Annotated in this window: 18 protein-coding genes and 1 other RNA gene; 9 read left to right on the top strand and 10 right to left on the bottom strand. The window is 67.0% G+C overall.

What is annotated here, in order from left to right; translation table 11 throughout:
• Positions 1-79 precede the first annotated feature (79 nt).
• From ABQ039_RS06150 to trxC, 6 genes are all read left to right on the top strand, one after another.
• The gene (locus ABQ039_RS06150; protein WP_184611069.1) at positions 80-3,244 is read left to right on the top strand and encodes a response regulator; all 3,165 of its coding nucleotides are present in this window, start codon (positions 80-82) and stop codon (positions 3,242-3,244) included.
• Positions 3,217-4,068, top strand: a complete 852-nt coding sequence (locus ABQ039_RS06145) for a protein-glutamate O-methyltransferase CheR (RefSeq protein ID WP_172454412.1) — start codon at positions 3,217-3,219, stop codon at positions 4,066-4,068. Before ABQ039_RS06150 ends, ABQ039_RS06145 begins: the two co-directional genes overlap by 28 nt.
• Positions 4,065-4,652: a chemotaxis protein CheB gene (locus tag ABQ039_RS06140; RefSeq protein WP_184611071.1), complete on the top strand. Its 588-nt coding sequence runs from the start codon at positions 4,065-4,067 to the stop codon at positions 4,650-4,652. The genes ABQ039_RS06145 and ABQ039_RS06140 overlap by 4 nt, the downstream gene beginning before the upstream one ends.
• Positions 4,649-5,779, top strand: coding sequence for a hybrid sensor histidine kinase/response regulator (locus tag ABQ039_RS06135; protein ID WP_102252541.1), 1,131 nt, complete (start codon positions 4,649-4,651; stop codon positions 5,777-5,779). Before ABQ039_RS06140 ends, ABQ039_RS06135 begins: the two co-directional genes overlap by 4 nt.
• 379 nt (positions 5,780-6,158) lie before the next feature.
• Complete coding sequence (locus tag ABQ039_RS06130) at positions 6,159-6,524, top strand: DUF1428 domain-containing protein (RefSeq protein WP_349778534.1); 366 nt, start codon at positions 6,159-6,161, stop codon at positions 6,522-6,524.
• Positions 6,525-6,700: 176 nt separating this feature from the next.
• Complete coding sequence (gene trxC, locus ABQ039_RS06125; protein ID WP_016901506.1) at positions 6,701-7,147, top strand: thioredoxin TrxC; 447 nt, start codon at positions 6,701-6,703, stop codon at positions 7,145-7,147.
• Between the two features lie 157 nt (positions 7,148-7,304).
• On the opposite strand, the gene ABQ039_RS06120 is transcribed toward trxC, so the two are convergent.
• Positions 7,305-9,680: a TonB-dependent receptor gene (locus ABQ039_RS06120; RefSeq protein ID WP_039520026.1), complete on the bottom strand. Its 2,376-nt coding sequence runs from the start codon at positions 9,678-9,680 to the stop codon at positions 7,305-7,307.
• Between the two features lie 108 nt (positions 9,681-9,788).
• Here ABQ039_RS06120 and ABQ039_RS06115 point away from each other — a divergent pair.
• Together ABQ039_RS06115 and ABQ039_RS06110 are read left to right on the top strand one after the other, a co-directional pair.
• A non-coding RNA gene (locus tag ABQ039_RS06115) (sX9 sRNA) lies at positions 9,789-9,865 on the top strand.
• Between the two features lie 249 nt (positions 9,866-10,114).
• Positions 10,115-11,719: a family 43 glycosylhydrolase gene (locus ABQ039_RS06110; RefSeq protein ID WP_349778547.1), complete on the top strand. Its 1,605-nt coding sequence runs from the start codon at positions 10,115-10,117 to the stop codon at positions 11,717-11,719.
• A gap of 217 nt (positions 11,720-11,936) precedes the next feature.
• Here ABQ039_RS06110 and ABQ039_RS06105 read toward each other — a convergent pair whose 3' ends face one another.
• The 6 genes from ABQ039_RS06105 to ABQ039_RS06080 are packed head-to-tail and all read right to left on the bottom strand — an operon-like array spanning position 11,937 to position 17,356.
• The gene (locus tag ABQ039_RS06105) at positions 11,937-13,895 is read right to left on the bottom strand and encodes a response regulator (protein ID WP_104568783.1); all 1,959 of its coding nucleotides are present in this window, start codon (positions 13,893-13,895) and stop codon (positions 11,937-11,939) included.
• Positions 13,885-14,760, bottom strand: a complete 876-nt coding sequence (locus tag ABQ039_RS06100; RefSeq protein ID WP_024938083.1) for a sensor histidine kinase KdpD — start codon at positions 14,758-14,760, stop codon at positions 13,885-13,887. Before ABQ039_RS06100 ends, ABQ039_RS06105 begins: the two co-directional genes overlap by 11 nt.
• A complete protein-coding gene (locus ABQ039_RS06095) occupies positions 14,757-15,767 on the bottom strand; it encodes an ATP-binding protein (RefSeq protein ID WP_349778533.1) in 1,011 nt (336 codons plus the stop codon). The genes ABQ039_RS06100 and ABQ039_RS06095 overlap by 4 nt, the downstream gene beginning before the upstream one ends.
• Positions 15,758-16,153 (bottom strand): ATP-binding protein, encoded by a 396-nt coding sequence (locus ABQ039_RS06090; RefSeq protein WP_016901512.1) that lies wholly within the window; start codon positions 16,151-16,153, stop codon positions 15,758-15,760. Before ABQ039_RS06090 ends, ABQ039_RS06095 begins: the two co-directional genes overlap by 10 nt.
• The gene (locus ABQ039_RS06085) at positions 16,150-16,512 is read right to left on the bottom strand and encodes an STAS domain-containing protein (RefSeq protein ID WP_104552896.1); all 363 of its coding nucleotides are present in this window, start codon (positions 16,510-16,512) and stop codon (positions 16,150-16,152) included. Before ABQ039_RS06085 ends, ABQ039_RS06090 begins: the two co-directional genes overlap by 4 nt.
• A 1-nt stretch (position 16,513) precedes the next feature.
• A complete protein-coding gene (locus tag ABQ039_RS06080) occupies positions 16,514-17,356 on the bottom strand; it encodes an STAS domain-containing protein (protein ID WP_046342035.1) in 843 nt (280 codons plus the stop codon).
• A gap of 545 nt (positions 17,357-17,901) precedes the next feature.
• Here ABQ039_RS06080 and ABQ039_RS06075 point away from each other — a divergent pair.
• A complete protein-coding gene (locus ABQ039_RS06075; RefSeq protein ID WP_184379799.1) occupies positions 17,902-19,002 on the top strand; it encodes an NADH:flavin oxidoreductase/NADH oxidase in 1,101 nt (366 codons plus the stop codon).
• Positions 19,003-19,982: 980 nt separating this feature from the next.
• On the opposite strand, the gene ABQ039_RS06070 is transcribed toward ABQ039_RS06075, so the two are convergent.
• From ABQ039_RS06070 to ABQ039_RS06060, 3 genes are all read right to left on the bottom strand, one after another.
• Entirely contained in the window at positions 19,983-22,307 is a 2,325-nt protein-coding gene (locus ABQ039_RS06070) for a hypothetical protein (RefSeq protein WP_104608703.1), read from the bottom strand.
• 24 nt (positions 22,308-22,331) lie between these two features.
• The gene (locus tag ABQ039_RS06065) at positions 22,332-24,200 is read right to left on the bottom strand and encodes an ATP-binding protein (RefSeq protein ID WP_349778532.1); all 1,869 of its coding nucleotides are present in this window, start codon (positions 24,198-24,200) and stop codon (positions 22,332-22,334) included.
• A 221-nt stretch (positions 24,201-24,421) separates the two neighbouring features.
• Complete coding sequence (locus ABQ039_RS06060) at positions 24,422-25,777, bottom strand: helix-turn-helix transcriptional regulator (protein WP_024940067.1); 1,356 nt, start codon at positions 25,775-25,777, stop codon at positions 24,422-24,424.
• Between the last annotated feature and the right edge of the window lie 8 nt (positions 25,778-25,785).

Below are 25,785 nucleotides of genomic sequence, written 5' to 3'. Positions count from 1 at the left end.
AGAGCGTCAAAATCCCGGCGATTTGCGCGTGAAAGTTATCGGCTACCATGACCGCCCTCCCCGTCCGGTCCGCGCCTTTATGCAGAACATCTCGACCACACGCGACCGCTGGGTGTGGGTGATCGCGGGGGCCCTGATGGCCGGAACGCTCGGCGTGGAATTGGTCACGCCGCTCGGCTATGCGGTGTGGCTGACCTATTTCGTCGCGGTGGGCGTGACGGTCTTCCAGAATCGCGTGCAGGTGCCCCTGGTGGTCGCCGCGCTCTCGTGCGTGTTGCTGGCCGTCGGTTTTCAGCTGGCGCCGTCCAGTACCAGCTCGAGTTTTTCCTCGATCAACCGCAGCATCGGCGGGGTGTCGTTCCTGGCGATGGCGCTGGTGGTGATGCAGGCGATCCGCGCGCGCCGCCAGGCCGAACTGGCGCTGTGGCTGCAGCAGGCCGAAAACACCGTCGAAGCCAGTTTGCGCGGCGATCACAGCCCCGACGATCTGGCCAATGCCGCCGTGCGCGCGCTGTGCGACACGCTGGATGCGCAGGTCGGCGCGTTGTATCGCATCGAGGGCGAACGCCTGCGTCTGACCGGCGGCGCCGCGCTGCCGGCCGATGTGTCCAGGACACTGCCGACCGATGCCGGCCAACTCGGCGAGGCCTTGCGTAGCGGCACGGTGCGCCGGGTGCGCGGTGTGGAAGCCGGACATCTGCAGATCGCCTCGGGCCTGGGCCGCAGCGCCTGCCAGGAACTGCTGCTGGCACCGGTCATCGCCGATGGGCGGGTGATCGGCATCCTCGAGCTGGGGCGCGCCGCTGCGCCGGGCACGGCCCGTACGCGCGAGGAAGAACTCCTCACGCGCTGCGGCGAGAACATCGGCCTGGCCTTGCGTACGGCATTGCTGCGCGCACAGCTGGTGGCCCTGCTGGAAGAAACCCAGCGCCAAAGCGAAGAGCTGCAGACCCAGCAGGAAGAGCTGCGCGTGGCCAACGAGGAGCTGGAGGAACAAAGCCGCAGCCTGCAGCAGTCGCAGAGCGATCTGGAACTGCAGCAAGCCGAGCTGGAACAGACCAACGTGCAGCTGGAAGAACGCACCCAGGCGTTGGAAGCGCAGAAGCAGGCCTTGCTGATCGCGCAGAATCAGTTGGTGCGCAACAGCAACGAGCTGTCCACCGCCTCGCGCTACAAATCCGAGTTCCTGGCCAACATGTCGCACGAGCTGCGCACGCCGCTCAACAGCGCGCTGATCCTGGCCAAGCTGCTGTCGGACAACAAGGACGGCACGCTCAGCCCCGAGCAGGTGAAATACGCGCAGGCGATCCTGTCGTCCAACAACGATCTGCTGGCGTTGATCAACGACATTCTCGACCTGTCCAAGATCGAGGCCGGGCATGTGGAACTGGCCGACGAAACCGTCGCCACCAGCTCGGTGCTGCAGCGCCTGCGCGAAACCTTCGAGCCGCTGGCGCGCCAGAAGGGCCTGGCGTTGCAGCTGGCTGCCGAATCGGACGCACCGACGCAACTGGTCGTCGACAGCCAGCGCCTGCAGCAGATCCTCAAGAACCTGCTGGCCAACGCGATCAAGTTCACCGAGCACGGCAGCGTCAGCCTGTCGATCCAGGCGCACACGCCGGGACGAGTGCTGTTCAAGGTCAACGACACCGGCATCGGCATCGCACACGAACAGACCGAGATCATCTTCGAAGCGTTCCGTCAGGCCGATGGCAGCACGCGCCGTCGCTACGGCGGCACCGGCTTGGGCCTGTCGATCTCGCGCGACCTGGCCCAGCGCATGGGCGGCAGCATCCGGGTGGACAGCCAGCCCGGACGCGGCAGCTGTTTCACGCTGGAATTGCCGATCGACGGCGCGCCGGCCGAGCCGGTCACTGCAGCACAGGCCAACGCGGGCGCGATGGCGATCGGCACTGCGCCGTCGTCGCAATCTGCCAGTGGCACGGCCATGGCCTCGCGCCTCGATGGGCGCGCAACGGGTGCGTCCGCGGGGATGCCGCTGCCGATTCCGGCAGCTGCCGCCCCGCCGCTGCAGCGTGCCGACGACGATCGCGACCAACGCACCCGCCCCGGCCGGCTGATCCTGGCGGTGGAAGACGAAGCACGCTTTGCACAGGCGCTGGTCGACCTGGCGCACGAGCTGGACTTCGATTGCGTGGTGGCTCCCAGCGCCGAAGAAGCGCTGCGCCTGGCCGCCGAACTGCGTCCCAGCGGCATCCTGCTCGATATCGGCCTGCCGGATGCGTCCGGCCTGAGCGTGCTCGAGCGCCTCAAGCGCGATCCGGCCACGCGCCATATTCCGGTGCATGTGGTGTCCGCGCTGGAGCGCAGCCAGATTGCGCTGGAACTGGGCGCGGTGGGCTATCTGATCAAGCCGGCCACGCGCGAGCTGCTGGCGGGCGCGATCCGTCAACTGGAAGACACCAATGCACGCGCGGTACGCCGCCTGCTGATCGTCGAGGACGACAGCGCGCTGCGCGCGAATCTGCAATTGCTGCTGGCGCGCGATCAGCTGGAGATCATCGCGGTGGGCAGCATCGCCGAGGCGATGCAGCAGCTGGCCGGCTCGACCTTCGACTGCATGGTCACCGATCTGGCGCTGCCCGACGGCAGTGGCTACGACCTGCTCGAGCGCATGGCCGGCAACGATGCAGTCGCGTTTCCGCCGGTCATCGTCTACACCGGGCGCGCGCTCACCCGCGACGAGGAACAACGCCTGCGCCGCTATTCCAAGAGCATCATCATCAAGGGCGTGCGCTCGCCCGAACGCCTGCTCGATGAGGTGACGCTGTTCCTGCACAGCGTGGAAGCCTCGCTGCCCAGCGACCAGCAACGCCTGCTGCGCGAAGCGCGCCGCCGCGACGCGGTGCTGGACGGCGCCACCGTGCTGCTGGCCGAGGACGACGTGCGCAACATCTTTGCGCTCTCCAGCGTGCTCGAGCCGCTGGGCGTGACGCTGCAGATCGCCCGCAACGGCCGCGAGGCGCTGGAACATCTGGCCAAGCACGAAGTGGACCTGGTGCTGATGGACATCATGATGCCGGAGATGGACGGCCTGACCGCGATGCGCCAGATCCGCGCCAACCGCCAGTGGCAGGATCTGCCGATCATCGCGCTGACCGCAAAGGCCATGGCCGACGACCGCGAACGTTGTCTGGAGGCCGGTGCCAACGACTACATCGCCAAGCCCATCGACGTGGACAAGCTGGTGTCGCTGTGCCGGGTGTGGTGCTCGCGGCAATGAACGCGGTGGAGCTGTTCGACCTGGAGCTGCGGGTGCTGCTGGAAGCGGTCTACCAGCGCTACCACTACGACTTCCGCGATTACGCGGTGTCGTCGCTGCGCCGGCGCATGCGCCACGCGATGGCACGCCTGGAGTGCACGCGCGTGGCCGATCTGCAGCACCGCCTGCTGCACGAACCGGACACCTTTGCGCAGGCGATGCAGTTCTTCACCGTGCAGGTGTCGGAGATGTTCCGCGACCCGGCCTACTTTCGCGTGTTGCGCGAGCATGCGGTGCCGGTCTTGCGCACCTATCCATCGATCAAGCTGTGGGTGGCCGGCTGCAGCACCGGCGAGGAAGTCTGGTCGCTGGCGATCCTGTTGCACGAAGAAGGCCTGCTGGAAAAGGCGGTGATCTACGCCACCGACATCAATCCCGAAGCACTGGGCATGGCCGAGGCCGGCGCCTTCGGCATCGACCGCATCGCGCAGTTCAGCCGCAATTACCTGGATGCCGGCGGCCGCGGCTCGCTCTCGGATTACTACACCACCGCCTACGATGGCGCGGTGTTCGATCGCCGGTTGAAGCGCAATATCGTCTTCGCCGACCACAGCCTGGCCACCGATACGGTGTTCTCCGAAGTACACCTGGTGTCGTGCCGCAACGTGCTGATCTATTTCAACCGCAGCCTGCAGGACCGTGCCGTGGGCCTGTTCCACGATGCATTGGTGCACCGCGGGTTCCTGGGCCTGGGCAGCAAGGAGTCGCTGCAGTTCGGGGCGCATGCGCAGGCGTTCGAAACCGTGGCGCGCGAGCAGCGCCTGTTCCGCAAGGCGGCGGCATGAACGCGCTGCACGCGGCGGCGGCGCAGTTCGACGCGATGGTGATCGGTGCCTCGGCCGGCGGCGTCATGGCCCTGCAGGCGCTGTTGTCCAGCCTGCCCGCGGACCTGCCGATGCCGGTACTGGTGGTGTTGCACCTGCCGCGCGACCGCACCAGCCATCTTGCCGAGCTGATGGATGCACGCTGCGCCTTGCCGGTGCGCGAGGCCGAAGACAAGCAGCCGCTGCTTGCCGGCAGCGTGACCATCGCCCCGCCCGACTACCATCTGCTGGTGGAAACGCGCGACAGCCTGGCATTGTCGATGGATGCACCGGTGCTGTTCTCGCGCCCGGCGATCGACCCGCTGTTCGAATCGGCGGCCGACGTCTTCGGGCAGCGCCTGCTGGCGATCCTGCTCACCGGCGCCAGCAGCGACGGCAGCGCCGGCGTGGCGGCGGTGCGCGCAGTCGGTGGCACCGCCTGGATCCAGCGCCCCGACGATGCCGCCTCACCGCTGATGCCCGCCTCCGCTCTCGCCTATGCTGGCGCCGATGCGGTGCTCACCCTGCAGGCGATCTGCAGCCGACTGGAAGCCTTTCACCCATGAATCTCACCGCGACCGGCTTGGCTGCGCACGGCAACGGCGACGAACCCGCCAAGCTGCTGATCGTCGACGACGTGCCGCAGAACCTGGTGGCGATGGAAGCGCTGCTGCAGCGCGACGGCCTCCAGGTGCTGTGTGCCGCGTCAGGCGCGCAGGCGCTGGAGCTGCTGCTCGAACACGATGTGGCGCTGGCGCTGCTGGATGTGCACATGCCGGAAATGGACGGTTTTTCGCTGGCCGAACTGATGCGCGGCTCGCAGCGCAGCCGGCATGTGCCGATCATTTTCCTGACCGCATCGCCGAACGATCCGATGCGCGCCTTCCAGGGCTACGAAACCGGCGCGGTGGATTTCCTGCACAAGCCGATCGAGCCGCACGTGATCCTGAGCAAGGTCAATGTGTTCATCGAGTTGTACCAGCAGCGGCGCCTGCTCAAGGCACGCAACGCCTCGCTGGAACGCGCGCTTACGCTCAACGAAACCATGATGGCCGTGCTCACCCACGACCTGCGTACGCCGCTGTCGGTGATCCTGCTGTGCGCCGACAAGCTCGGCCTGGATGTGGAGGCCGATGGCTCGGCCGCACGCACGCTCGATCACCTGGAAAACAGCGCGCGGCGGATGGCACGGATGGTCGAGCAGTTGCTGGATTTCTCGCGCCTGCGCAGCGACGGGCTGTCGATGCAGTTCGGCCCCTGCAATCTGGGCGAAGTCACCCACAGCGTGGTGGGCGAAGTGGCGCAGGCCAACCCGCACACGCCGATCGACCTGCGTACCGAAGGCGATCTGGACGGCGATGGCGACGGCGATCGCCTGGCCCAGGTCGTGTCCAACCTGGTCGGCAATGCGGTGCTGCATGGCGGCAGCCAGCCGGTGCGGGTGCATCTGGACGGACGCGAACGCGACACGCTGCGGCTGTCGGTGCGCAATGTCGGGCGCATCCCGGACAGCCTGATGCCGCGCCTGTTCGAGCCGTTCAAGGCCAGCTTCCATGCCAGCCAGGGCCTGGGGCTGGGCCTGTTCATCGCCGACCAGTTCGTCAAGGCGCACGGCGGCACGCTGCAGGCGCGCAACGAAGACGGCGACGTGGTGTTTGAAGCCGTGCTGCGGCGACACAACCTGGCCGCGTAGTCGCGGCCATGCGGCGGCCGGGCAGCACGCCGGGCTGCCGCCACGGCGCACCCGGCAAGGCGTGAGGGGCGATCGAAACCCATGCAATCCCGATGCTGGCGGCCTGTCGCAACCCCAGCCCATCGCGACAACATAATCCCTCTGACGAACTCATCCAGGACGCCTCACGCAGCGCGCGGCGCATGCGGTCCGACAACGGAAGCCGGCACGAAGACGGTTTGCATCGTCATGCGGGCGCGACCAGTGCCCGCATGACGGATGCGCCGTATGCTCGTACTCCACGCCCCGTCCCGGCGCAGCGTTCCAGCCTGTTTCGATCGCACCAGCATCTGTCGTCATCATCCGGCGCACGTCGTGCGCCATGTCCGAGGAGGTGGTCATGTCGTATGTGGATGGATTTGCACTCGCGGTACCCACGGCCAACAAGGCCGCGTTTCTGGAACATGCCCGCATGGGCGATGCCATCATCATCGAATATGGCGCGCTGCGCGTGGTGGAGTGCTGGGGCGATGACGTCCAGCATGGACAACTGACCGACTTCCACCGCGCGGTCGCTGCCGGCGAGGACGAAACCGTGGTGTTTTCGTGGATCGAATGGCCGGACAAGGCGACCCGCGATGCGGGCATGCGCAAGATGATGGACGACCCGCGCATGGACCCGTCGGTCAACCCGATGCCGTTCGATGGCAAGCGACTGATCTACGGCGGCTTTATTCCGATCCTGAGCCTGGGACAATCGGGCTGAGCACTGCAGCGCGTGCGCCAGCTTGTGGCATGAGCGCCGCACACCCGGTGTTGCGGCAGTGGCCGACGGCACCGGGTCTTCGGCGTTGGCCGTTACACTGGGCCGCATGCAGCCGCGCTCGCCGCCCACGATGCGCGGGCGCAGCGACTGCATTGCCTGCCACCGGAGACCACCGCATGACCGACGCACCGCTTTTGATCGCCTGCCCGAGCTGCGCTGCGATGAACCGTGTCGCAGCTGCGCGTCTGCGCGATGCCCCCAACTGCGGCAGTTGCCACAAGCCCTTGTTCCTGGGCACGCCGGTGGCGCTGTCAGGCACCGATTTCGACAAGCATGCGGTGCGCAGCGCGCTGCCGTTGGTGGTGGATTTCTGGGCGCCGTGGTGCGGGCCGTGCCTGAGCATGGCGCCGCAGTTTGCCGCAGCCGCGGCACTGCTCGAACCGCAGGTCCGGCTGGCGAAGGTCGATACCGATCTGCATCCGGCGCTGGGCACGCGCTTCGGCATCCGCAGCATCCCGACCTTGCTGGTCATCCGCGGCGGCAGTGAGCTGGGCCGTCACTCCGGCGCGGTGAGCAGCGCGCAGATCGTCAGCTGGGTGCAGTCGGTGTTGCGCAGCCGTTGACACAAAAAAACCCGCTGCATGATGCACGCAGCGGGTCTGTTCTACGTTCTACGATCGGCATCACTGCGGCACACGCGCAGTGATGCAGTCGATCGATCAAGCACCGGGAGCGGCTGACCAGAGCACTGTGCAGCCGCTGGCGACTTTTCAGTCGCTCTTACTGCCAGTTGACGTTGACCGACACACCCACCACGCGCGGCTCGTTGTACACCGCAGCCATGTAGTTTTCGATCACGCCCTTGACGTTCTTCTCGTTGGTGATGTTGCGCGCAAACGCCGCCACCTCCCACGCGCCATAGCCGCCGGTGTAACCGAGCTTGAGGCCGCCTTCGAAATTGCCGTTGGCGCGGAACTCGGTGGAGTCGTACAGCACGAAGCTGGTTTCGCCCTGCTTGTTCCAGTCGGTGGAGACGAAGAAGGCGCCATCGTTGCCCACCGGAATGTCGTAGCGCGCGGCCAGGTTGAGGTTGTACTTGGGCGCGTTGGGCAGCGGGTTGCCGTCGATCTGCGCAAAGGTGTTGGCACCGACGCGGATGGTCGGGTCGTTGACCGTGCACACCACCACGCCGTTGAGCGCACAGGCCTGCGCGTAGACGCGATCGTCGTGGATTTCGCTATGCAACAGGCTCAGGCCGGCGGTCAGCGACAGGTTGGAGATCGGGCGCCAGTCCAGATCCGCCTCCAGGCCGTAGGCCTTGGCCTTGTCGGCATTGAACAGCACGCCGTTGCCGTCCGAGTCGTTGCCGTTGAGCTGGATGTCGTCCACCGTATAGGTGAAGCCGCTGACGTTCAGACGCAGGCGATTGTCGAACAGGCTGCTCTTGATGCCGGCCTCCCACGACAGGATGGTTTCCGAATCGGCGGTGGTGAAATCCGAATTGAACACCGCGCTGCGGCCCTGGATGGTCGGGCCGCGGAAACCGCGTGCCACGCGCGCATAGACGCTCAGCTCGGGATTGATCTCATACATCGCGCTGAGATCCCAGCTGGGCTGGGTGTCGGACATGCGCACGTCGCGACGGCCGCGATAGGTCACCGCACCGGCCGCGGTATCGGCGGTCTTGAGCAGGCGGGTTTCCTTGCTGTCCTTGGTCTGGCGCAGACCGGCAGTCAGGGTGAGCGCGTCGGTGGCCTTGTAGCTGAGCTGCCCGAACCCGGCCCAGGAGGTATTGGTGTTGCGCAGGCGCACCCAGTTGTTGGGGTTGCGCGCGGCGGTCTGCAGGAAATACGCCCGCTGATAGAAATCGGTGGTATCGCGCCCGTCGAAGTAGAACGCGCCCACCTGCCATTGCAGAGCGTCGTCGCCTTCGCTGGCCAGACGCAGTTCCTGGGTGTACTGGTCCAGGTCGCGGATCTGCCCCATCGACTGGCCGAAGCCGTTCGGCACGCCGTTGACCGGGTAGTTCGCCGCTGCGCCGCCATCGGTGTCGCCACGGCTATAGCCGGAGGTGGTTTCGTAGGCGGTGATGGAGGTCAGCGACACGCCGCCGAAATCGTAGATCGCCTTGATCGAGCCGCCGTCGGTCTGATACGCCTGCGGGTTGTCGTGCGCCTCGTCGTAGGCCACGCGATCGCGCGGCACGTCGACCTTGTCGCTGCCGCGCGTGACCGCATTGCGCAGGAACAACGTGGAGGTACCGTCGTAGTCGCGGGTATGCACCGAGCCCAGCAGCGAGAACGCGTCGTTGGGCTTGAGCAGCAACTGCAGGCGCGCATTGCGGTCGTTGTAGCCGCCCATCGCATCCTTGCGCGGGGTACGCGTGCCGTCGGCGCTACTGCCGGCGAAGGTATTGTCCACCCAGTCGTCGCGGTGCTGGTACAGGGCCGACACGCGGAACGACAGCACGTCGTTGATCGGGCCGCCGAAGCCGCCGTCCAGAGATACCGTGTTGTAGCTGCCGTAGCTGGCATCGACGCGGCCGGTATAGGTATCGCCGGGTTTGATGGTGTCGAACTTGACGATGCCGGCGGTGGTGTTGCGGCCGAACAAGGTGCCCTGCGGGCCGCGCAGCACTTCGACCTGGTCCACGTCGTAGACCGGGTTGGACTTGAGCACCACGTGTTCCAGCACCACGTCGTCCTGGATGATGGACACCGGCTGCGAAGCGCCGAGGTAGAAATCGATATTGCCCAGGCCACGGATATAGAAGCGCGGGAAGATGCGCCCGGTAGTGGTCTCGGCATAGAAGCCCGGCACGCGGCCGGACAGCGCCAGCAGCGTGTCGTCGCCACCGGCGGTGAACTCGCGCATCGCCGCGCCCTGCACCACGCCCACCGACACCGGCACTTCCTGCAGGTTCTGCTCGCGGTGTTCGGCAGTGACGGTGACCGTATCCAGCGCGGTCGGGCTGCCCTCACCCTCGCCCTGGCGCGTCGGCGCCTGCTGCGCAGAGGCAGCAGCGGCCAGCGAGGCAAGCAGCAGGCCGGCGCAGGCACGCGCCAGCGGCGTGCGCTGCAAGGCGGCGCGACGGCGTGCGGGTGCGTGCGTGGTGGCGGACGTCAGGGACGCGGAGACAGACGAGTACAACGACATGCGAGATGATCCTTGGGTAGGTGACGCGAGGGGTGACACGGAGGCAAACGTGGCGATCAACATGACTGCGCGGCGATCAGGCGGGCACGGCCGGTACTTGGAATCGGCACGTCGCACTCGTACACGCCGGTTCCTCCCCCACCGTCCGCACCCACCTGACACCTGCTCGCCACCTGTTGTTGGCCACTCCAGCGTCCGTCGGCACCGGGCATGCCGGCCGACGACGCAAGGTGGCGCCGCGCGCACGATATGTCAGCAATGTTGCAGCTCTATGGCAAGCGTGGCGTTGCGCACATGGCCGCCGTTGCAGAGCCATGCCGCGGCGCGCGCCAGGCATTTCGAAACGGCATGCCTGCGCTGGCCGCGTGCTGTCATGCTGGCGCCATGCGGACGCGCTCAGCGGAGAGGAACAGAGCTTGAAACGACTTGGATGGATGGCGGGCGTACTGGCCGCAGTGAGTTGTCAGCTGGCGCAGGCCGGCAGCGCGGTGATCAGCCGGATCGACTACCAGGGCGATGACGGCGGCCCGATACCGACCGCGGCACAGTACCGCAACCCGGTCGTGGCCGGTTTCCATCCTGACCCGTCGGCGGTCCGCGTCGGCGACGACTTCTATCTGGTCAATTCCAGCTTCGGCTATTTCCCCGGCCTGCCGGTGTTCAAGAGCCGCGATCTGGTGCACTGGACGCAGATCGGCAACGCGATCGATCGCCCCGATCAGATCAAATACGGCAACGACGAACTCACCCGCGGCCTGTTCGCCGCCAGCATCAGCCACCACGACGGCACCTTCTACATCGCCAACACCTGCTTCTACTGCGATGGCGGCAATTTCCTGATCACCGCCAAGGATCCGGCCGGGCCCTGGTCGGACCCGATCTGGCTGGATGCCAAGGGCATCGACCCATCGCTGTTCTTCGACGACGACGGCAGCGCCTGGCTGGTCAACAACGATGTGCCGGCAGGCAAGCTGCGTTACGACGGGCACCGCGCGATCTGGCTGCAGCGGCTGGATCTGGCCAGCATGAAACTGGTCGGCACGCGCCAGGTACTGGTGGATGCGGGCTTCCAGCCGGCCAGCAACCCCGAGCATATCGAAGGCCCGCACCTGTTCCGTCGCGATGGCTATTACTACCTGACCGCAGCCGAGGGCGGCACCGGCGAGCAGCATGCACAGATGATCTACCGCAGCCGCCAGATCGCCGGGCCCTACCAGCCCTGGAGCGGCAATCCGGTGCTGACCCAGCGCGATCTGGACCCCAGCCGCAGCGCGCCGATTACCTCCGCCGCCCACGCGCAATTGGTCGAATTGCAGGACGGCTCCTGGTGGGCGGTATTCCTGGCCACCCGCCCGTATCAAGGCAACCACTACACCCTGGGTCGCGAAACCTTCCTGCTGCCGGTGCAATGGCGCGACGGCTGGCCGGTGATACTGCCGCACGGCACGGCTGTGCCTGCGGTTGCCACGCGCCCGCCGCTGCCGGCAGGCACGCAGGACGCACCCACCAGCGGGCCGATGCAGTGGAGCGAGCATTTCCAGGACGCGCGCGTGCCGATGCAATGGATGACCATCCATCCGCCAACGGCGCCGTGGTATGTCACCGGCCCGCAGGGTCTGCGCATCACGCCCTCGAGCGTGGCGCTGGGCGATATCGGCCGCGGGCAGCCGGCGTATCTGGGCCACCGTCTGCAGCATCACCACGCCACGCTGGCGGCGACCGTCGATGGCAGCACGCTGGCAGCGGGCGAACAGGCGGGGCTGGCGATCGTCGCCAGGGAAACGCATTACCTGGCCTTACTGCTGGTGCGCGAGGATGCCGGCATGTCGGTGGTGCTGGCGCGCGCGCCGCTGGCCGATGCAACCCAACCGGTCACGCTGCGCTTCGCCCTGGATGGCGCACGCGTGCATGTGGATTACGCAGTCGGCAGCGGCCAGTGGCACACGCTGCAGGAACAGGGCGATGCCCGCATGCTCAGTACCGACAGCGCCGGCGGTTTCCTGGGTGCCACGTTCGGCCCGTACGCGTACGCGCAGTGAGCGCACGCACGCCAACGACACGCCGGTGCTGCCGGCGCACTGGAAAGGCATCCAGCGCGTGCAACACGGCGTGTCAGGCACAGGCGGCGCACACCTGAAACACACGCAGCTGGACGCTGGTTTGGACGCACGCAACGCCTGAGGCGTCGCGGCACATCGTCATCGTCGCGCGGCAGGCGCAGGCACCGACAGCTGGCGCCTACGCGCGTAAACCGCGTCAGGCGCGGGCGGCGATCACGCTGCTATCGAGCATCTGCCCGACCATGTTGAGCAGATCGTTGAGGCTGAAAGGCTTGGGCAGCAGCGCCATGCCGTCGGCCAGGAATTCCTGGCGGGTGGCGGCGTTTTCGGCGTAGCCGGTGATGAACAGGATCGGCAGGCCCGGCCGCAGCGCGCGCGCCACGTCGGCCATGTCGCGCCCGTTCATGCCGGGCAGGCCGACGTCGGACACCACCAGATCGATCTCCACCCCGGCACGCAACTGATCCAGCGCGCCGTTGGCATCATCGGCTTCCACCACGTGGTAGCCGGCATCGCTGAGCACCTCGCTCACCATCATGCGCACCACATCGGTGTCGTCCACCAGCAAGATGCGCTCGCTGCGTGTACGGGGCGAACTCGGTGCCGGTGCCGGCGGCACCGCGCTGGCAGTGAGCCCGCGCGGCAGCAGCAAGGCCACCGTGGTTCCGCGGCCCACGGTGCTGGTGATGCGTGCGGTGCCGCCGGACTGGCGCGCAAAGCCATAGGTCATCGACAAGCCCAGGCCGGTGCCCTCGCCGATCGGCTTGGTGGTGAAGAACGGCTCGAAGACCTGATTGAGGATGGCCGGTTCGATGCCGCTGCCATTGTCGATCACGTTCAGCACCACGTAATCACCATCGTCCAGTTCCGGATCGCCTTGCGCGGTGTAGGCCGCGCTCTGGATGCGGATGGTACCCCGACCCTTCAAGGCGTCACGTGCGTTGATCACCAGGTTGAGCACCACGTTTTCAAGCTGGTTGGCATCGGCCACCGCCACCAGTGGCGTGTCGGCCAACTCCAGCTCCAGCACGATGTTCTCGCCGATCGAGCGGTGCAGCATGTCTTCCAGCGAACGCACGCGTGTGTTGATATCGAAGGCCTGCGCATCCAGCGATTGCTTGCGCGCGAAGGCGAGCATGCGCTGGGTCAGTGCGGCGGCGCGATGCGCCGAGCCGGTGGCGATCTCGGCCAGCCGCGGCACCCGCTCGATGCGGTTGGACTCGACCGCCAGCTGGATCATGTCCAGGCCGGAAATGATGCTGGTCAGCAGATTGTTGAAGTCGTGCGCGATGCCGCCGGTGAGCTTGCCCAGCGCCTCCATCTTCTGCGCCTGCAGCAACTGGATTTCGGTGCGCTGGCGCTCGGCGATCTGGTGGGCCAGCTCGGTGGTGGCGGTATCCAGCTCCTGGCGCTGCTCACGCTCGCGCAGGCGCTGTTCGGTGACGTCCTCGACCAGCAGCAGGCCCAGATCCGGTTCGCGATACGGCGACACGCGCCACTCGGTTTCGCGCACCTTGCCCTCGCGCAGGATCGACAAGGCACCACTCCAGCGCTCGCGTTGCGCCAGTGCGTTGGTCAGCGCCTGCACGGTGGCGGCCTGGTCCACGCCGGGTACGGCAAGCGCCTCGCCGGGCGTGACGGTACCGATCAAGCGCTGGAACGCCGCGTTGGCCTCATGCGTGTGCAAGCTCGCATCGACCACCGCAATCGGTGCACTGATGTGCTCGAAGATCTCGCGGAAGCGTGCCTCGCTGATGCGCAAGGCGTCTTCGGCCTGGCGCGCGCGCAGCAGGGTGCGCAGCGTGGCGACCAGCACGCTGGGGTCGACCGGGTGAATCAGGTAGGCGTCGGCACCGGCCTCCAGGCCGGTGATCATGTCGCCGGTGGCGATCGACGCGGCCGACACGTGCACCACCGGCAACAACGCGGTGCGCGGCTCGGCGCGCAGCGTGCGCACGATGTCAAAGCCGCTCATGTCCGGCAGATTGACGTCCAGCACCACCGCAGAGAATGCCTGCTCGGCCAGTTTGGCCAGGCCGTCGGTGCCGGTGCCGGCTTCTTCGACCACGAACTGATGGTGTTCGAGCACGCGGCGCACCGAATAACGCGTCACCGCGTTATCGTCGACGACCAGAATGTGTGGCTTACTGCCCAAGTGCATCCTCCGCTGCCAGCGTGACCGGCAGCACCACGAAAAATTCCGAGCCCTGCCCGACCACGCTGTTGATCCCCACCGTGCCGCCCAGCAACTCGGCAAACCGCTTGCAGATCGACAGCCCCAGACCGGTGCCGGTGAGGCGTTTCTGCAACGGCGAATCCACCTGTACAAAATCCTCGAACAAGGCGTCGTGAAGCTCGGCCGGAATGCCGATGCCGGTGTCCTGCACGCCGAAGCGCACATGGGTCTCGCCTTCCAGCTGCGCGAATACGCGCACATGGCCTTGCGGGGTGAACTTGAGTGCGTTGGAAATGAAGTTGCGCAGGATCTGCGCCAGCTTCTTGTCGTCGGTATAGAGCATCGGCAGCACCGGCGGGTCTTCGAAGATCAAGGTGGTGCTGCCGGCATCGGTGAGCGGGCGGAACATGCCGCGCAAAGCCGCAAACAGGTCCATCAGGTCGAACCAGCCCGGCGAGATGGTGATGCGCCCGGCCTCGATCTTGGCCAGATCCAGCAGGTCGTCGACCATCTCGGTGAGCTCGCGCGCCGAGGCGCTGACAAAGCGCACCTGCTTGGCCTGTTCGGCGGTCAGCGGCCCGTCCATGCCGTCTTCCAGCAGCCGCGTGATGCTCAGGATCGAACTGAGCGGGGTGCGGAACTCATGGCTCATGTACGACAGGAAGCGGCTCTTGAGCTCGGACACATCGCGCAGCTGTTCGGCCTGCTGATCCAGCTCGGCATACAGCGCCAGCACACCCTGGTTGGTCTCTTCCAACTCTTCGCGCAGGGCCTGGTTCTGCCGCCGCAGCGCATCCAGTTCGGCCAGCGGATCGAGCGGCGGTGTCTCACCGGAAGCATTCATTGCAGGCCTCCCAGCCGCATGACAAATACGCCGCAATCGTCGCGGCCACGCGTGTAATCGCGCAACAGCACCGCCGCAATCAGACGCGGATGGCGCGACAGCAGGCCCGGGTGATCGCGCAGGTTCCAGCGCGATTGCAGGCCATCGCTGTGCATGACCAGCAGCTTGCCGGCGGCATCCGCAAAATCGAACGGCTGCGCCTTGCGGAACTGCACCCCGACGATGCCCGGATGCGACGGCATGCCACGCACGCCGTCGCCATCGCACAGCGAGGCGACGATATTGCCCACCCCGGCAAAGCGCACCCGGCCGGTGCTGCTGTCGAACTGCATCACCGCGGCCGCGCCGCCGCGGGTACCCGACATGCCGGCATGCAGCTGCGCGATGCGCTCGCCGGGTTCGCCGCGGGCCGTCGCCGCCGCGCGCGCGCCGGCATCGGCGGCATCGGCGGCGCCCGGACCGTGGCCCAGGCCATCGATCAGGGTAACGGTCGCCCGCTGCCCGCCAATCGCCAGATGCCAGGCATCGCCGCACACCGTTTCGTTGTGCAGCGGTAGGCGGATGGCGCCGTACGGCAGGTCCAGCTCGGCGCGTTGCTGCGCAAACAACCGTGCCATCACCACCGCACCCTTGGCATCGGAATACGCATCCAGCACCTGCGCCTGGCGCTGGATCGCACCCAGCCCGATGCCTGGCGTGCCGGCGGTGGAATAGCCATCGCGCAGGCCGTCCACGAGTGCGAACCCGGGGCCGCCGTCGATGGCGCAGATCTCCACACCCATGCCCTGGGCGGTGGCGACCGTGGACAACTGCAGCACGCCGCCACGTCCATGCTTGACCATGTTGGTGGCAAGCTCGGTAGCCACCAGCGCCACGCGCCCGCAGGCGGCCTCATCGAAACCCAGCGCCTGAGCCAGCACCGCCGCCTCGCGGCGTGCCTGCCCGACCTGGCTGGTTTCGTCGACGCGAAACGCGCGCGTAACCTCGCCGGCGAGCATCACTTCCATTTGGTGATGGTGATCCGCGTGCCCTTGCCGGCTGCGGTGTCCAGCACGAAATCATCCACCAGCCGACGGCTGCCGGACAGGCCCAGCCCCAGCCCGCTGCCGGAGGTCCAGCCATCGGTGAGCGCCAGATCCAGGTCGGGAATGCCGGGGCCCTCGTCGCGGAAGGTCAGCTGCACGCCCTTGCGGATGCCGCTTTCCACCAGGGCCCAATCCATGTCGCCGCCGCCGCCGTAGATCACGGTGTTGCGGGCCAGCTCGCTGGCTGCGGTGACCAGCTTGGTCTGGTCGACCAGACGCAGGCCGCACTGCACTACCAGCTTGCGTACCGTCTGCCGGGCCAGCACCACATCCTGTTCGGTGCGCACCGGTTGCGAACCGGTGGTCATGAAGCGTGATCGGGTTGCTGCAACAGGCGCATGCCGCGTTCGACATTGAGCGCGGTGCGCACCGACGGCAGGGTCAGGCCCAGCTCGACCAGCGTGATCGCCACGGCCGGCTGCATGCCCACCACCACGGTCCTGGCATCCATGATTGCCGCCAAGCCGGAGATGGTGCTGATCATGCGGCCGATGAAGGAGTCGACGATGTCCAGTGCGGAAATGTCGATCAGCACGCCGCGCGCGGAGGTGGCGCTGATCTTTTCCGACAGGTCTTCCTGCAGCGTCATCGCCAGTTGGTCGTGCATGTCCACCTGGATGGTGACCAGCAGCAGGTCGCCCATCCGCAGGATCGGGATGCGCTCCATGTCAGCCCGCCTTGCCCACGGTCACGCCGATGCGCTTGAGCGCCAGCGCCAAAGCGTCGGACAGGTTGGCCTTGGTGACGATGCCCTGCAGGTCCAGGCCCAGGTGCACGATGGTCTGCGCGATCTGCGGGCGCACGCCGCTGATGATGGCATCGGCGCCCATCAGGCGGATCGCGGTGACGGTCTTGAGCAGGTGCTGCGCCACCAGTGTGTCCACGGTGGGCACGCCGGTGATGTCGATGATGGCGATTTCCGAGCCGGTGTCGACGATGCGCTGCAGCAGCGACTCCATCACCACCTGGGTGCGCTGCGAATCCAGCGTGCCGATCATCGGCAGTGCCAGCACGCCCTCCCACAGCTTGACCACCGGGGTGGACAGCTCCAGCATTTCTTCCTGCTGGCGCACGATGATGTCTTCGCGGGTCTTCTGGAACGCCTTGACGGTGTACAGGCCCAGACGGTCCAGCAGCTCGGACAGCGCCCACAGCTGCTGGCCGAGATCCTCCGGCGCATCGGCATACTCGCGCTGCATCAGCGCAAACAGCACCCGCTTGAGCGAGAAGATGAAGTTGGCGGTTTCCTGCGAATCGAAGCCACGGGTGGCGCGGTCGCGCGAGAGGTTTTCCAGGAAACGACGCACCTCGCTCCAGTCGGCGCTATCCAGGCTGCTGCCGCCGTCCTTCAGGGAAGCGACCAGCAGATGCAAAAAGTCCGCGCTCTGGGTTTCGACGTCCTGCCGGGAAATACGTCCATCGCTGCCCAGGCTGGAGCTCAGCCATGCAGCCAACAACGCCGTTTCCTGGCCACGAATCGCATCGATCGAGCGCTGCTGCAATGCCACCATGAGATCACCCGCCGAGAGTAGAAGAGAGAAGGCTGGGCATGCGGGGCGATGGCGCCCCCTGACTGGCGCGGCGCCCCCACGCCGAAGCGCAGCAGAATAAAGCAATTCAGTTTCGGCAACCAGCGACGAACCTGTAGCGGTCAGTGGAACGTGCAGACAGAGTTTGACATTGCGGCGCACGCGGTGAACGTGAGCGCGACCACGCCTGGAAAGATGCGATAACTGCCGTCCCGTTCCCTTGCCACAGGCGCGACGATTGCAGGCGCGACGGCCGCCGGTTGGCGTCCACCGCCGGCTCGGCCGTGCGTGTAGCCGCCGACCGCTACGCAACGGTGGTCATGGTTTTGCGGGCAGAGCGCGTCTGACGCCGCCCCATACCTGTCGGAAGCGCGCATCCCATGCCAGCGGACGCGCCCGCTGCGCCAGCTGGCCCGCTCGTCCACAACCGGCACCGCATGCAACGCGCTGTGCCACCGGCAGGGTGTCTGCGCGGCAGCCGGGCGTGGTCTGATCGCAGCCTGCTTTTTCTCAGGTGGTCGCTCTCCATGTCATCGCTGTTCTCTCCGTATCAACTCAAGAACGTCACCCTGCGCAACCGCATCGCGGTGCCGCCCATGTGCCAGTACACCGCCGTCGACGGCCTCAGCAACGCGTGGCATCAGGTGCACTACGCCAGCATGGCGCGCGGCGGTGCGGGCCTGGTCATCGTCGAAGCCACCGGCGTATCGCCGGAAGGACGCATCACCCCCGGGTGCCTGGGCCTGTGGAACGACGCCCAGGCCGAGGGACTGGCGCGCATCGCGGCATTGATCAGCGCTGCCGGCGCCGTACCGGGCATCCAGATCGGCCACGCCGGCCGCAAGGCCAGTGCCAACCTGCCGTGGGAAGGCGACGACCACATCCCCGACGGCGACCCGCGCGGCTGGGACACCATCTCGCCCTCGGCCATCGCCTTCGGCGGCGGCCTGCCCAAAGTGCCGCGTGAGATGACGCTGGACGACATCGCCCGCGTGCGCGGCGATTTTGTCGCCGCCGCACAGCGCGCGCGCGATGCCGGCTTCCAGTGGCTGGAGCTGCATTTTGCCCATGGCTATCTGGCGCAGAGCTTCTTCTCGGTACACGCCAATCAACGCCAGGATCACTACGGCGGCACGGCCGACAACCGTGCGCGCTTCCTGTTGGAAACGCTGCAGGCCGTACGTGCGGTCTGGCCGGAACAGCTGCCGCTCACCGCACGCTTTGGCGTGATCGAATTCGATGGCCGCGACGAAGAGACCCTGCAGGAAGCCATCGCACTGACGCGTAACTTCAGGCAAGGCGGCCTGGATCTGCTCAACGTCAGCATTGGCTTCAGCACCCCGACTGCGCAGATTCCATGGGGACCGGCCTTGCTGGCGCCTTACGCCGAACGGGTCAGCCGCGAGGCGCAGCTGCCGGTTGCCTCGTCCTGGAACATCGACGATCCGCTGGAAGCCGACCGCGTCGTCGCCGCCGGACAGATGGAGCTGGTGATGGTCGGCCGCGCGCACCTGGCCAACCCACACTGGCCGTATCACGCCGCACTGGCCCTGGGCGAAGAACGCCCGTCGTGGGTGCTGCCGCCCTCGTACGCGCACTGGCTGGAGCGCTACGGCAAGCGCAGCTGATCGGGCAGCTGCCATGCACTGCGAGATAGCCGTACAGGCGAATGCTTAGGTCTGCTGCGGGCGCTTACACCGGGTTTCCATGGATGGATTCCCGGCGTGTCCCGACACTGCATGCGGCGCCGCGCCGCCGACCAGCTCCGCAGACCTGGCAATCTTGTGCAAGACCTCTGCCGGTTCCATGCGAATGCTGCGGTCTGCCGAGGGCGCTTGCACGCGTACCGGCGTGGGACACGCCGCAAGTACGTCCCTGTAGGCTCTGGCGCGGCATCCATGCCGCTCAAGGTCCCACGCCGGCACGCGTGCAAGCACCACCGGTTGCTGTCGGTTGCTGAAAGAACTGCGGAGAGCCTGTTGGGCCGTAGGTGCTTCGGCATGTCGCCATCGCTGACGATGGGGCAGCGGATAGATGGCTTGCCGATTTGCATTGGCCACGGACTGCGCAGGCATCCACACGTGCTTTGAAAGCATTGCTTGCCGATCAGCGGTAGCAATCTTGGGAGCGTGGTGTCGCGTCCGGGGGCGGGACCGTGTGGCGGCATCGATGCCGCCACCGAGCCTCCAGGGATGGATTCACGGCGTGTCCCGACACTGGATGCGACGCCGCGCCGCCGACCGCCTCCGCACACCCATCAGTCTTGCGCACGACATTTACCGGTTCTACGCGAATGCCTCGGTCTGCCGAGGGTACTTGCACGCATACCGGCGTGGGACACGCCGCAAGTACGTCCGTGTAGGCTCCAGCGCGGCATCCATGCCGCTCAAGATCCCACACCGGTACGCGCGCAAGCACCACCGATTGCTATCGGTTGCGGAAAGAAATGCGAACAGCCAGATGAGCTGCACGTTCTTCCGAGCGCCACCATTCCTGACGACATACCAGCAGTTGGCATGCAACCACGCATGCCAATCCCGAATGCCCAATCCCCAATCCCGGCGGCGGCCGCGTCAGCAGCTAATGCGCGACGAGCTTGATCGCCGCCCTACAGCCCGTAACGCTCCACTGCGTCCAGATGCGGGCGCGGGTCCTGATCGCAGGCCTCGGCCAGGCGCAGCCAGCACATCGGGTGCGCCCACTGCGCGGTTGTGGCCAGCAGGACGCGATGCAGTTCCAGCGGCGCCGCCGCTTCCGGCAGCGCCACGGTGAACAGCACGCCCGGCAGACCCGTGCTCGCATCTTCCGGGTCGAATGCCTCCGCGTGCTCAGGATCGACCACACGATAGTCGTCGCGGCTATGCAGCCACAGTTTCCAGCCACGCGCCTCGATGTCCTCGCGCAAGGCCTCGATCGCCTGCTCGCCGGGATGCACGCCATCCACCAGCCAGCTGCTGCCGTAACCGCCCGCCTCCAGCACATGCACCTGCGCATAGGTCGGCACGAAACGCTCGCGCTCGGCCTCGTCCTCCGGCGGCGGATACAGCAGTTCGGCATCGAACACCACCCAGTCGCCGACATGCTGGCGCCGATGCGCCGGTGCATTTTCGACGATACGCGCGGTGACCGGGCCGGTGCGCCGCGCGTAGTACTCGGCTGCCTCGCCGTCATCCACGCAGCGCACGATCACCCAACCCCAGGTTTCTTCGACCACGCCGCTGGTGCTGCTCAGCTCCATGCCGAGCGCCAGCGCCGAGGTGCGCACTGCGTCCCATTGCTGCGCCGCGCTGGCCGCGGTCATGTGATCCCAATGCGCCGAGCGCGGCTCTTCCATCAACTCGGTCAACTGTCGATACACCTCGGTGGCATCGGCGAAGCGGCCGGTATTGAGATACATGCGCCCCAGCAAGCCGCGCGCACCGTGCGAGCCGGGCGACAGTTCCAGCAACGCGGTGCAGGCCTGCTCCAGTGCCGGCCAATCGGCCAGCCGCTGGGCCAGCTGCGCCTCGCACCACAGCGCCGCCACCGGCACCAGCGGGCGATACAGCTGCGCCAGCCGGCGCAGGCCGGCCTCGTCGCCACGGCCCAGCAGCAGATTCATCAGCCGGAAGGTCGGGCTGGTTTCGCGATCGGCATGCCGCTGCACGAAGGCCCACAGCAGCGCGATCGCCTCGTCGTCGGCCGCACACGCGCTCAATGCCGACGCCGTGGTGTCCACCAACTCGGCATCGTCGGGTCGCTCGGCCACTGCCTGCAGCAACCACTGCGCCTCGCGCTCGGGGTTACGCGCCACGTCTTCGCCCTGCGCATCTAGCCATGCCAGCAACTGCTCGGCGGGCACCGGCGCCGGCTCGCCCGCCGGTGCGGTTTCGATGCGCACGGCCAGACCGTCCAGCAATTGCGTGGCGCCCCGGTCCTGGCGCAACTTGGGCACGTGCGCACGCGCAAGCGCCAGGTGGCGGCGTGCGGTCCACACCGCGCCACGCTGCAAGGCCAGCCCGATCGCCATCTCGGCCGCCTCGATCAGGATGCGATGCGCACCGACCTGCGCGTAATGATCGAGCATCACCTGCAGGCGGCTGCCCAGATCCCAGGTGTTGCGCTCGGGTTGGCGCGATACCAGCACCACCACCGCACGCAACCAGTGCAGGCGATAGCGCGGCGCGACCTCGCGCCACGGCAGAAACGCTTCCAGCGCTTCGTCGTCGCGATTCAACATCGCCAAGGCGCGGGCTTTCTGCAAACGCCGCGGCTGACTGCAGTTGGCCCACTCCGCGCCTTCGCGCGCGGCTTCGCGTTCGCGCTGCTCGATCAGTGCCAGCGCGTCTTCCGCGCGGCCCAGCGAGAGCAGGATCGAAATGCGCATGTCCGGCACGCCGTCGTAGATCTGACCGCCATGCGCAACAATGGTCTGCGATTGCTGGTCCAGATAACTCAGCGCCGCCTCGCCGCGTCCGTCGTCGAGCAAGGCATCGGCTTTTTCGCAGCTCAGGCACTGGTAGCACGACCAGCTCGGATCGATGCGGCCCAGCGTTTCCTCGCACACCTCGATGCGCTCTTCCACCCAGCCCGGACCGTCGATGTTGGCGTAGCACGCGGCCAGATCCTGGGTCACGCACACCGACTGCGGGCACTCAACTGCATCAGGGCGGTGCGCGCGTTCGAACAGCGTCACCGCATCGCTCAGCGCACGCTCGCCCTCGCACAGGTTGCCGACCCGGTTGCGCATTTCCCAATGCCCGACGAACACCTCCAGCCACGGATTGGCCAGCGTCTTGCCCAGCGCACGCGCCTCGGGCAACAGCGCTTCGGCACGTTCGATCTGCAGGTCGCAGATATGGTCGGTCAGGCGCGTCAGCAGTTGCGCATTCTGCGGCTGCCCGGCTTCGCCCAGATCGTCCTGCAGCTTCTCCACCCAGTTCCAGATTTCCATCGTGTTGCTCCTTCGATGCGGCGCTCAGCGTGCCAGCAATTGGGTCACGGCCTCGGCAAGATCGCCGAAGGCCCGATTCAAATCCGATCCGCCCGATGCGTTGGCACCGGGCTGCGGCTGGGTGCGCCCCTGCGCCGACACGATCACCTTCAGTGAGCGCAGCAGCCGTGCCGCCACCGCCGCCTGCGGATTGCCGGCGCGTTGCGCCGCCAGCAGCGCCTGCAACGCCGGGTTATCGAGATTCAGGTAGAGCCGCTGGGTCTGCCGTGCTTCGATCCCCGCCGTGAACTGCCGGGCCAGCCGCAGCGCAGCGGTGGACACGCGCTTGTCGTTCTCGTCCTGCTCCAGGCGGCGTTTCAGTTCGGCCTCGCGGTCGGGCACCACCACCAACGGCAATGCCTCGGGGCTGAAACGCGCCGGCACCAGCGCTTCGCCATCGCCCAGATGCTGTTCCAGCCAGGCCAGTTCGTCGGCCGGCAGCGTGTCCAGCTGGAACAACTGCCGGTTGCCCTGCTCGGTGCCCAGCTCGACCAGGCGCACGCCCTTGGCCTGCGCCCAGCGGCGCAGGAACGGCACCACCGCATAGCGATTTCCGTAGGCCACCGGCACGCCCATCGCGCGGAACAACATTTCTTCGAAACCGCTGTCGCTGTCCAGGATCACGTGCACCGCACCACGCGCCGGCAACTGCTGCGCCGGCAGGTCACCCTGCGAGGTCGGCACCCGCACGTGTTCCATCAGCAACTCGAACAGACGCTCGTCGCACAAGGCCGCGCCCAGCAATGCCTCGTTGTGCCGCAGCAGGATGCGCCGCCAGGCCTCCGGCTGCTGACGCGCCACATCGGCCAGGCCCTGCACCAGCGCCTCGGACAGTGCGTGCTGCACGGCCGCGTAGGTGGCATCGCGCTGCAGGTCTTCGCGGCTGGCGGTGGGCGTCAAGCGATTGGATTCGATCACGCCCCCGATAAAGCCCGCCCACGGCGGCAGCAATTCGCGCGCGTTGTCGTCCAGCAGCATGCCGCGCAGGAACACCGACAGATTGCGGTTGTCGCTGGTGCCATAGGTGGCCCCGTCCTGCACCCACAGCAGGCCGACCGCATCGCTGCCCTCCTCCGCGCGCACCGGCATGCAGCACAAGGGTTCGAAGTTGCGCTCGAAACGTGCAGCAAACTCGCGTTGGCGCCGCCAGGCCTGCACCGGATGCAACGGCACCGCATCGTGCATGCGCCACGGCGGCGGCTCGGGGTTGATCGCCTGGGTATCGGAGCCGATCCAGATCGGCTCGCGCAGCAGCGCGCAATAGCGCGACAGGATCTCGCGCAGCCGTGCTTCCTGGGCCAACGACAGATAGTCCTGGTGCAGTTCCAGCACCACTTCCGTCCCGACCTGCGCACGCGCCGGGATCGGGCTCACCGTGTATTGCTCGGCATTGCTGGAGATATAGCAATGCCCCAGCGTCGGGCTCTGGTAAGAGGTGGTGCGCACGGTGACGCGGCGCGCCAGCACGAAGGCCGACAGAAAGCCCAGCCCGAACATGCCGATCAGGCCGCTGTCCTCATGCCCGCCCTGACGCAGGCCACGCGTATACCCCACGCCGACCGTGGCCAGGTAATCGTGGATTTCCTGCTGGGTCAGCCCGGCGCCGGTGTCGATGATGCGCACGATGCCCTGGGCAGCGTCGGCATGCACTTCGATGCGCGATTCACTTTGCCAGTCGGGTTGTTCCAGCCGGCGACGCAGGATCGAGTCGTGCGCGTTCTGCACCAGCTCGCGCAGCGCGACCACCGGCGTGGAATACAGATGCTTGCTGAGGACGGACATCAGTCCGTTGAGATCGACGCCTGCACGGCGGATCTGGGAGGCGTCCGTCGCCTCGGAGGTGTGATCTTGCATGATCGTTCGTCGTTTCCTTGGCGGCCACGCCCATCCTCGGACGCGCCTTCCTGGGTGGCAGTGCGAGCCGAACAGGATAGCCGCAAGCCACGTCGTACGCACGCGCGCCGCACTCTCACGGCTTCCAATGGCTGGCCGGCCGTTCGGTCGCCACTGCAGCATGCGCTTCGGAAACGACACGCCACGGCCTGCGTCGACGCCCGGCCGTGGCGCGCAACGGATTAGCGCTGCAGGGTTTCCATCGGCGCCTCATTGAAGTGCTGGCGATAGCCCTTGGCCAGCGCCGAGCGGCTGCCCACGCCCCAGCGGCTGGCCGCCTGCAGCACGCTGCCGCAGCCGCCTTCGGCCAGCAGTTCGTCGCGAATGCTCTGCATCCGGTAACGACGCAGCACCTGGGTCGGCGACAGCCCGGTAGCGGACTTGAACGCCTGCTGCAGGGCGCGCCCGGTGACGCCGATCTGCGCGGCCACCTCGTTGATCGACAGATCCGAGCGGTGCGCATTGGTGATCATGTAGGCGTAGGCACGCCGGTATTTGGCCGGCAGCCGCGCGGAGATGTCGTCGCTGACATGCGCCGGCGTGCCGCTTTCCAGCAGCCGCGGCGCCTGTACCTCGCTGCGCAGGCACTGCACCGCACCCAGCGCATAGCGGTTGTACAGCAGCAGTGCCTGCTCGGTCTTGCCCAGCGCCTGGCTGATCTTGGCCTGGCAATACTCGAACTCCAGATTCCAGCGCGGCGCGTGGTGCCGGCCCGCACCGGCCAGGGCGCGCTCTGCCAGATCGGCACGCCCTACCGCCAATGCGGCAAGCGCCAGCTCCACCTGCGCATCCTGCCGGGCGCAGGGCGGGCAACCGGTGGCGGCGGCCGGCAGCGCATCGATCTGCGCATCGAAACCGAAGGTGTCGCCACCGGCGATGCGCAGCAGATTGCGCACGTGGCGCATGCGCTGTGCGAGCACCGGCATGCTCTCGGCCAGGTCGGCGATGCAGGCACGCAGCTCGTTGGGCTCGAACGCGTGCGCCGCATCCTCCTGGCGCAGCGTGGCCTGCCAGAACACGTGGTCGCTCATCCGGTCGGCGCGCCGGATGCGCAACTGCGCAATCATGTCCAGGCGCAGCGCATTGGCGATGCGCAGCCACTCGGTTGCGCCGCTGTCCAGGTCCGCCAGCACGTCGTTGGCACGCTCCAGCGTCTGCAACGCCAGCGTGCTCTGGCCCAGATGAAAGTGGGTCAGCGCCTTGCCCAGCAGACTCTCCCCGCACAGGCAGGCCGGCGTCTCGCGGTCCATCGCCAGCTGTGCAAAGCAGTTCAATGCAGCGCTCAGGCGGCGCTGGCTCAGCATCAACCAGGCGGTATTGCGGCAGGACAGCAACCGCAATTGGCGCTGATGCCCGCGCATCGCCTTCAAGGCGTGGCGGTAGGCATCTTCGGCCTCCTCCTGGTATTCGAGGATCAACAAGGCGTCGCCGCTGGCGCCGAGCAGGCCGACTTCATCGTCAGCGCCATCCGCGGCGGCCTGGCCGTCACGGCGTTGTTGAAGATGTTGCAGACCTTGCGGCCAGGCACCAACCAGCATCCTGCTTG

The organism is Xanthomonas sp. WHRI 6108 (assembly GCF_040202385.2).
GTDB lineage: Bacteria > Pseudomonadota > Gammaproteobacteria > Xanthomonadales > Xanthomonadaceae > Xanthomonas > Xanthomonas arboricola.
This window is presented reverse-complemented; position numbering and strand designations above follow the sequence as displayed.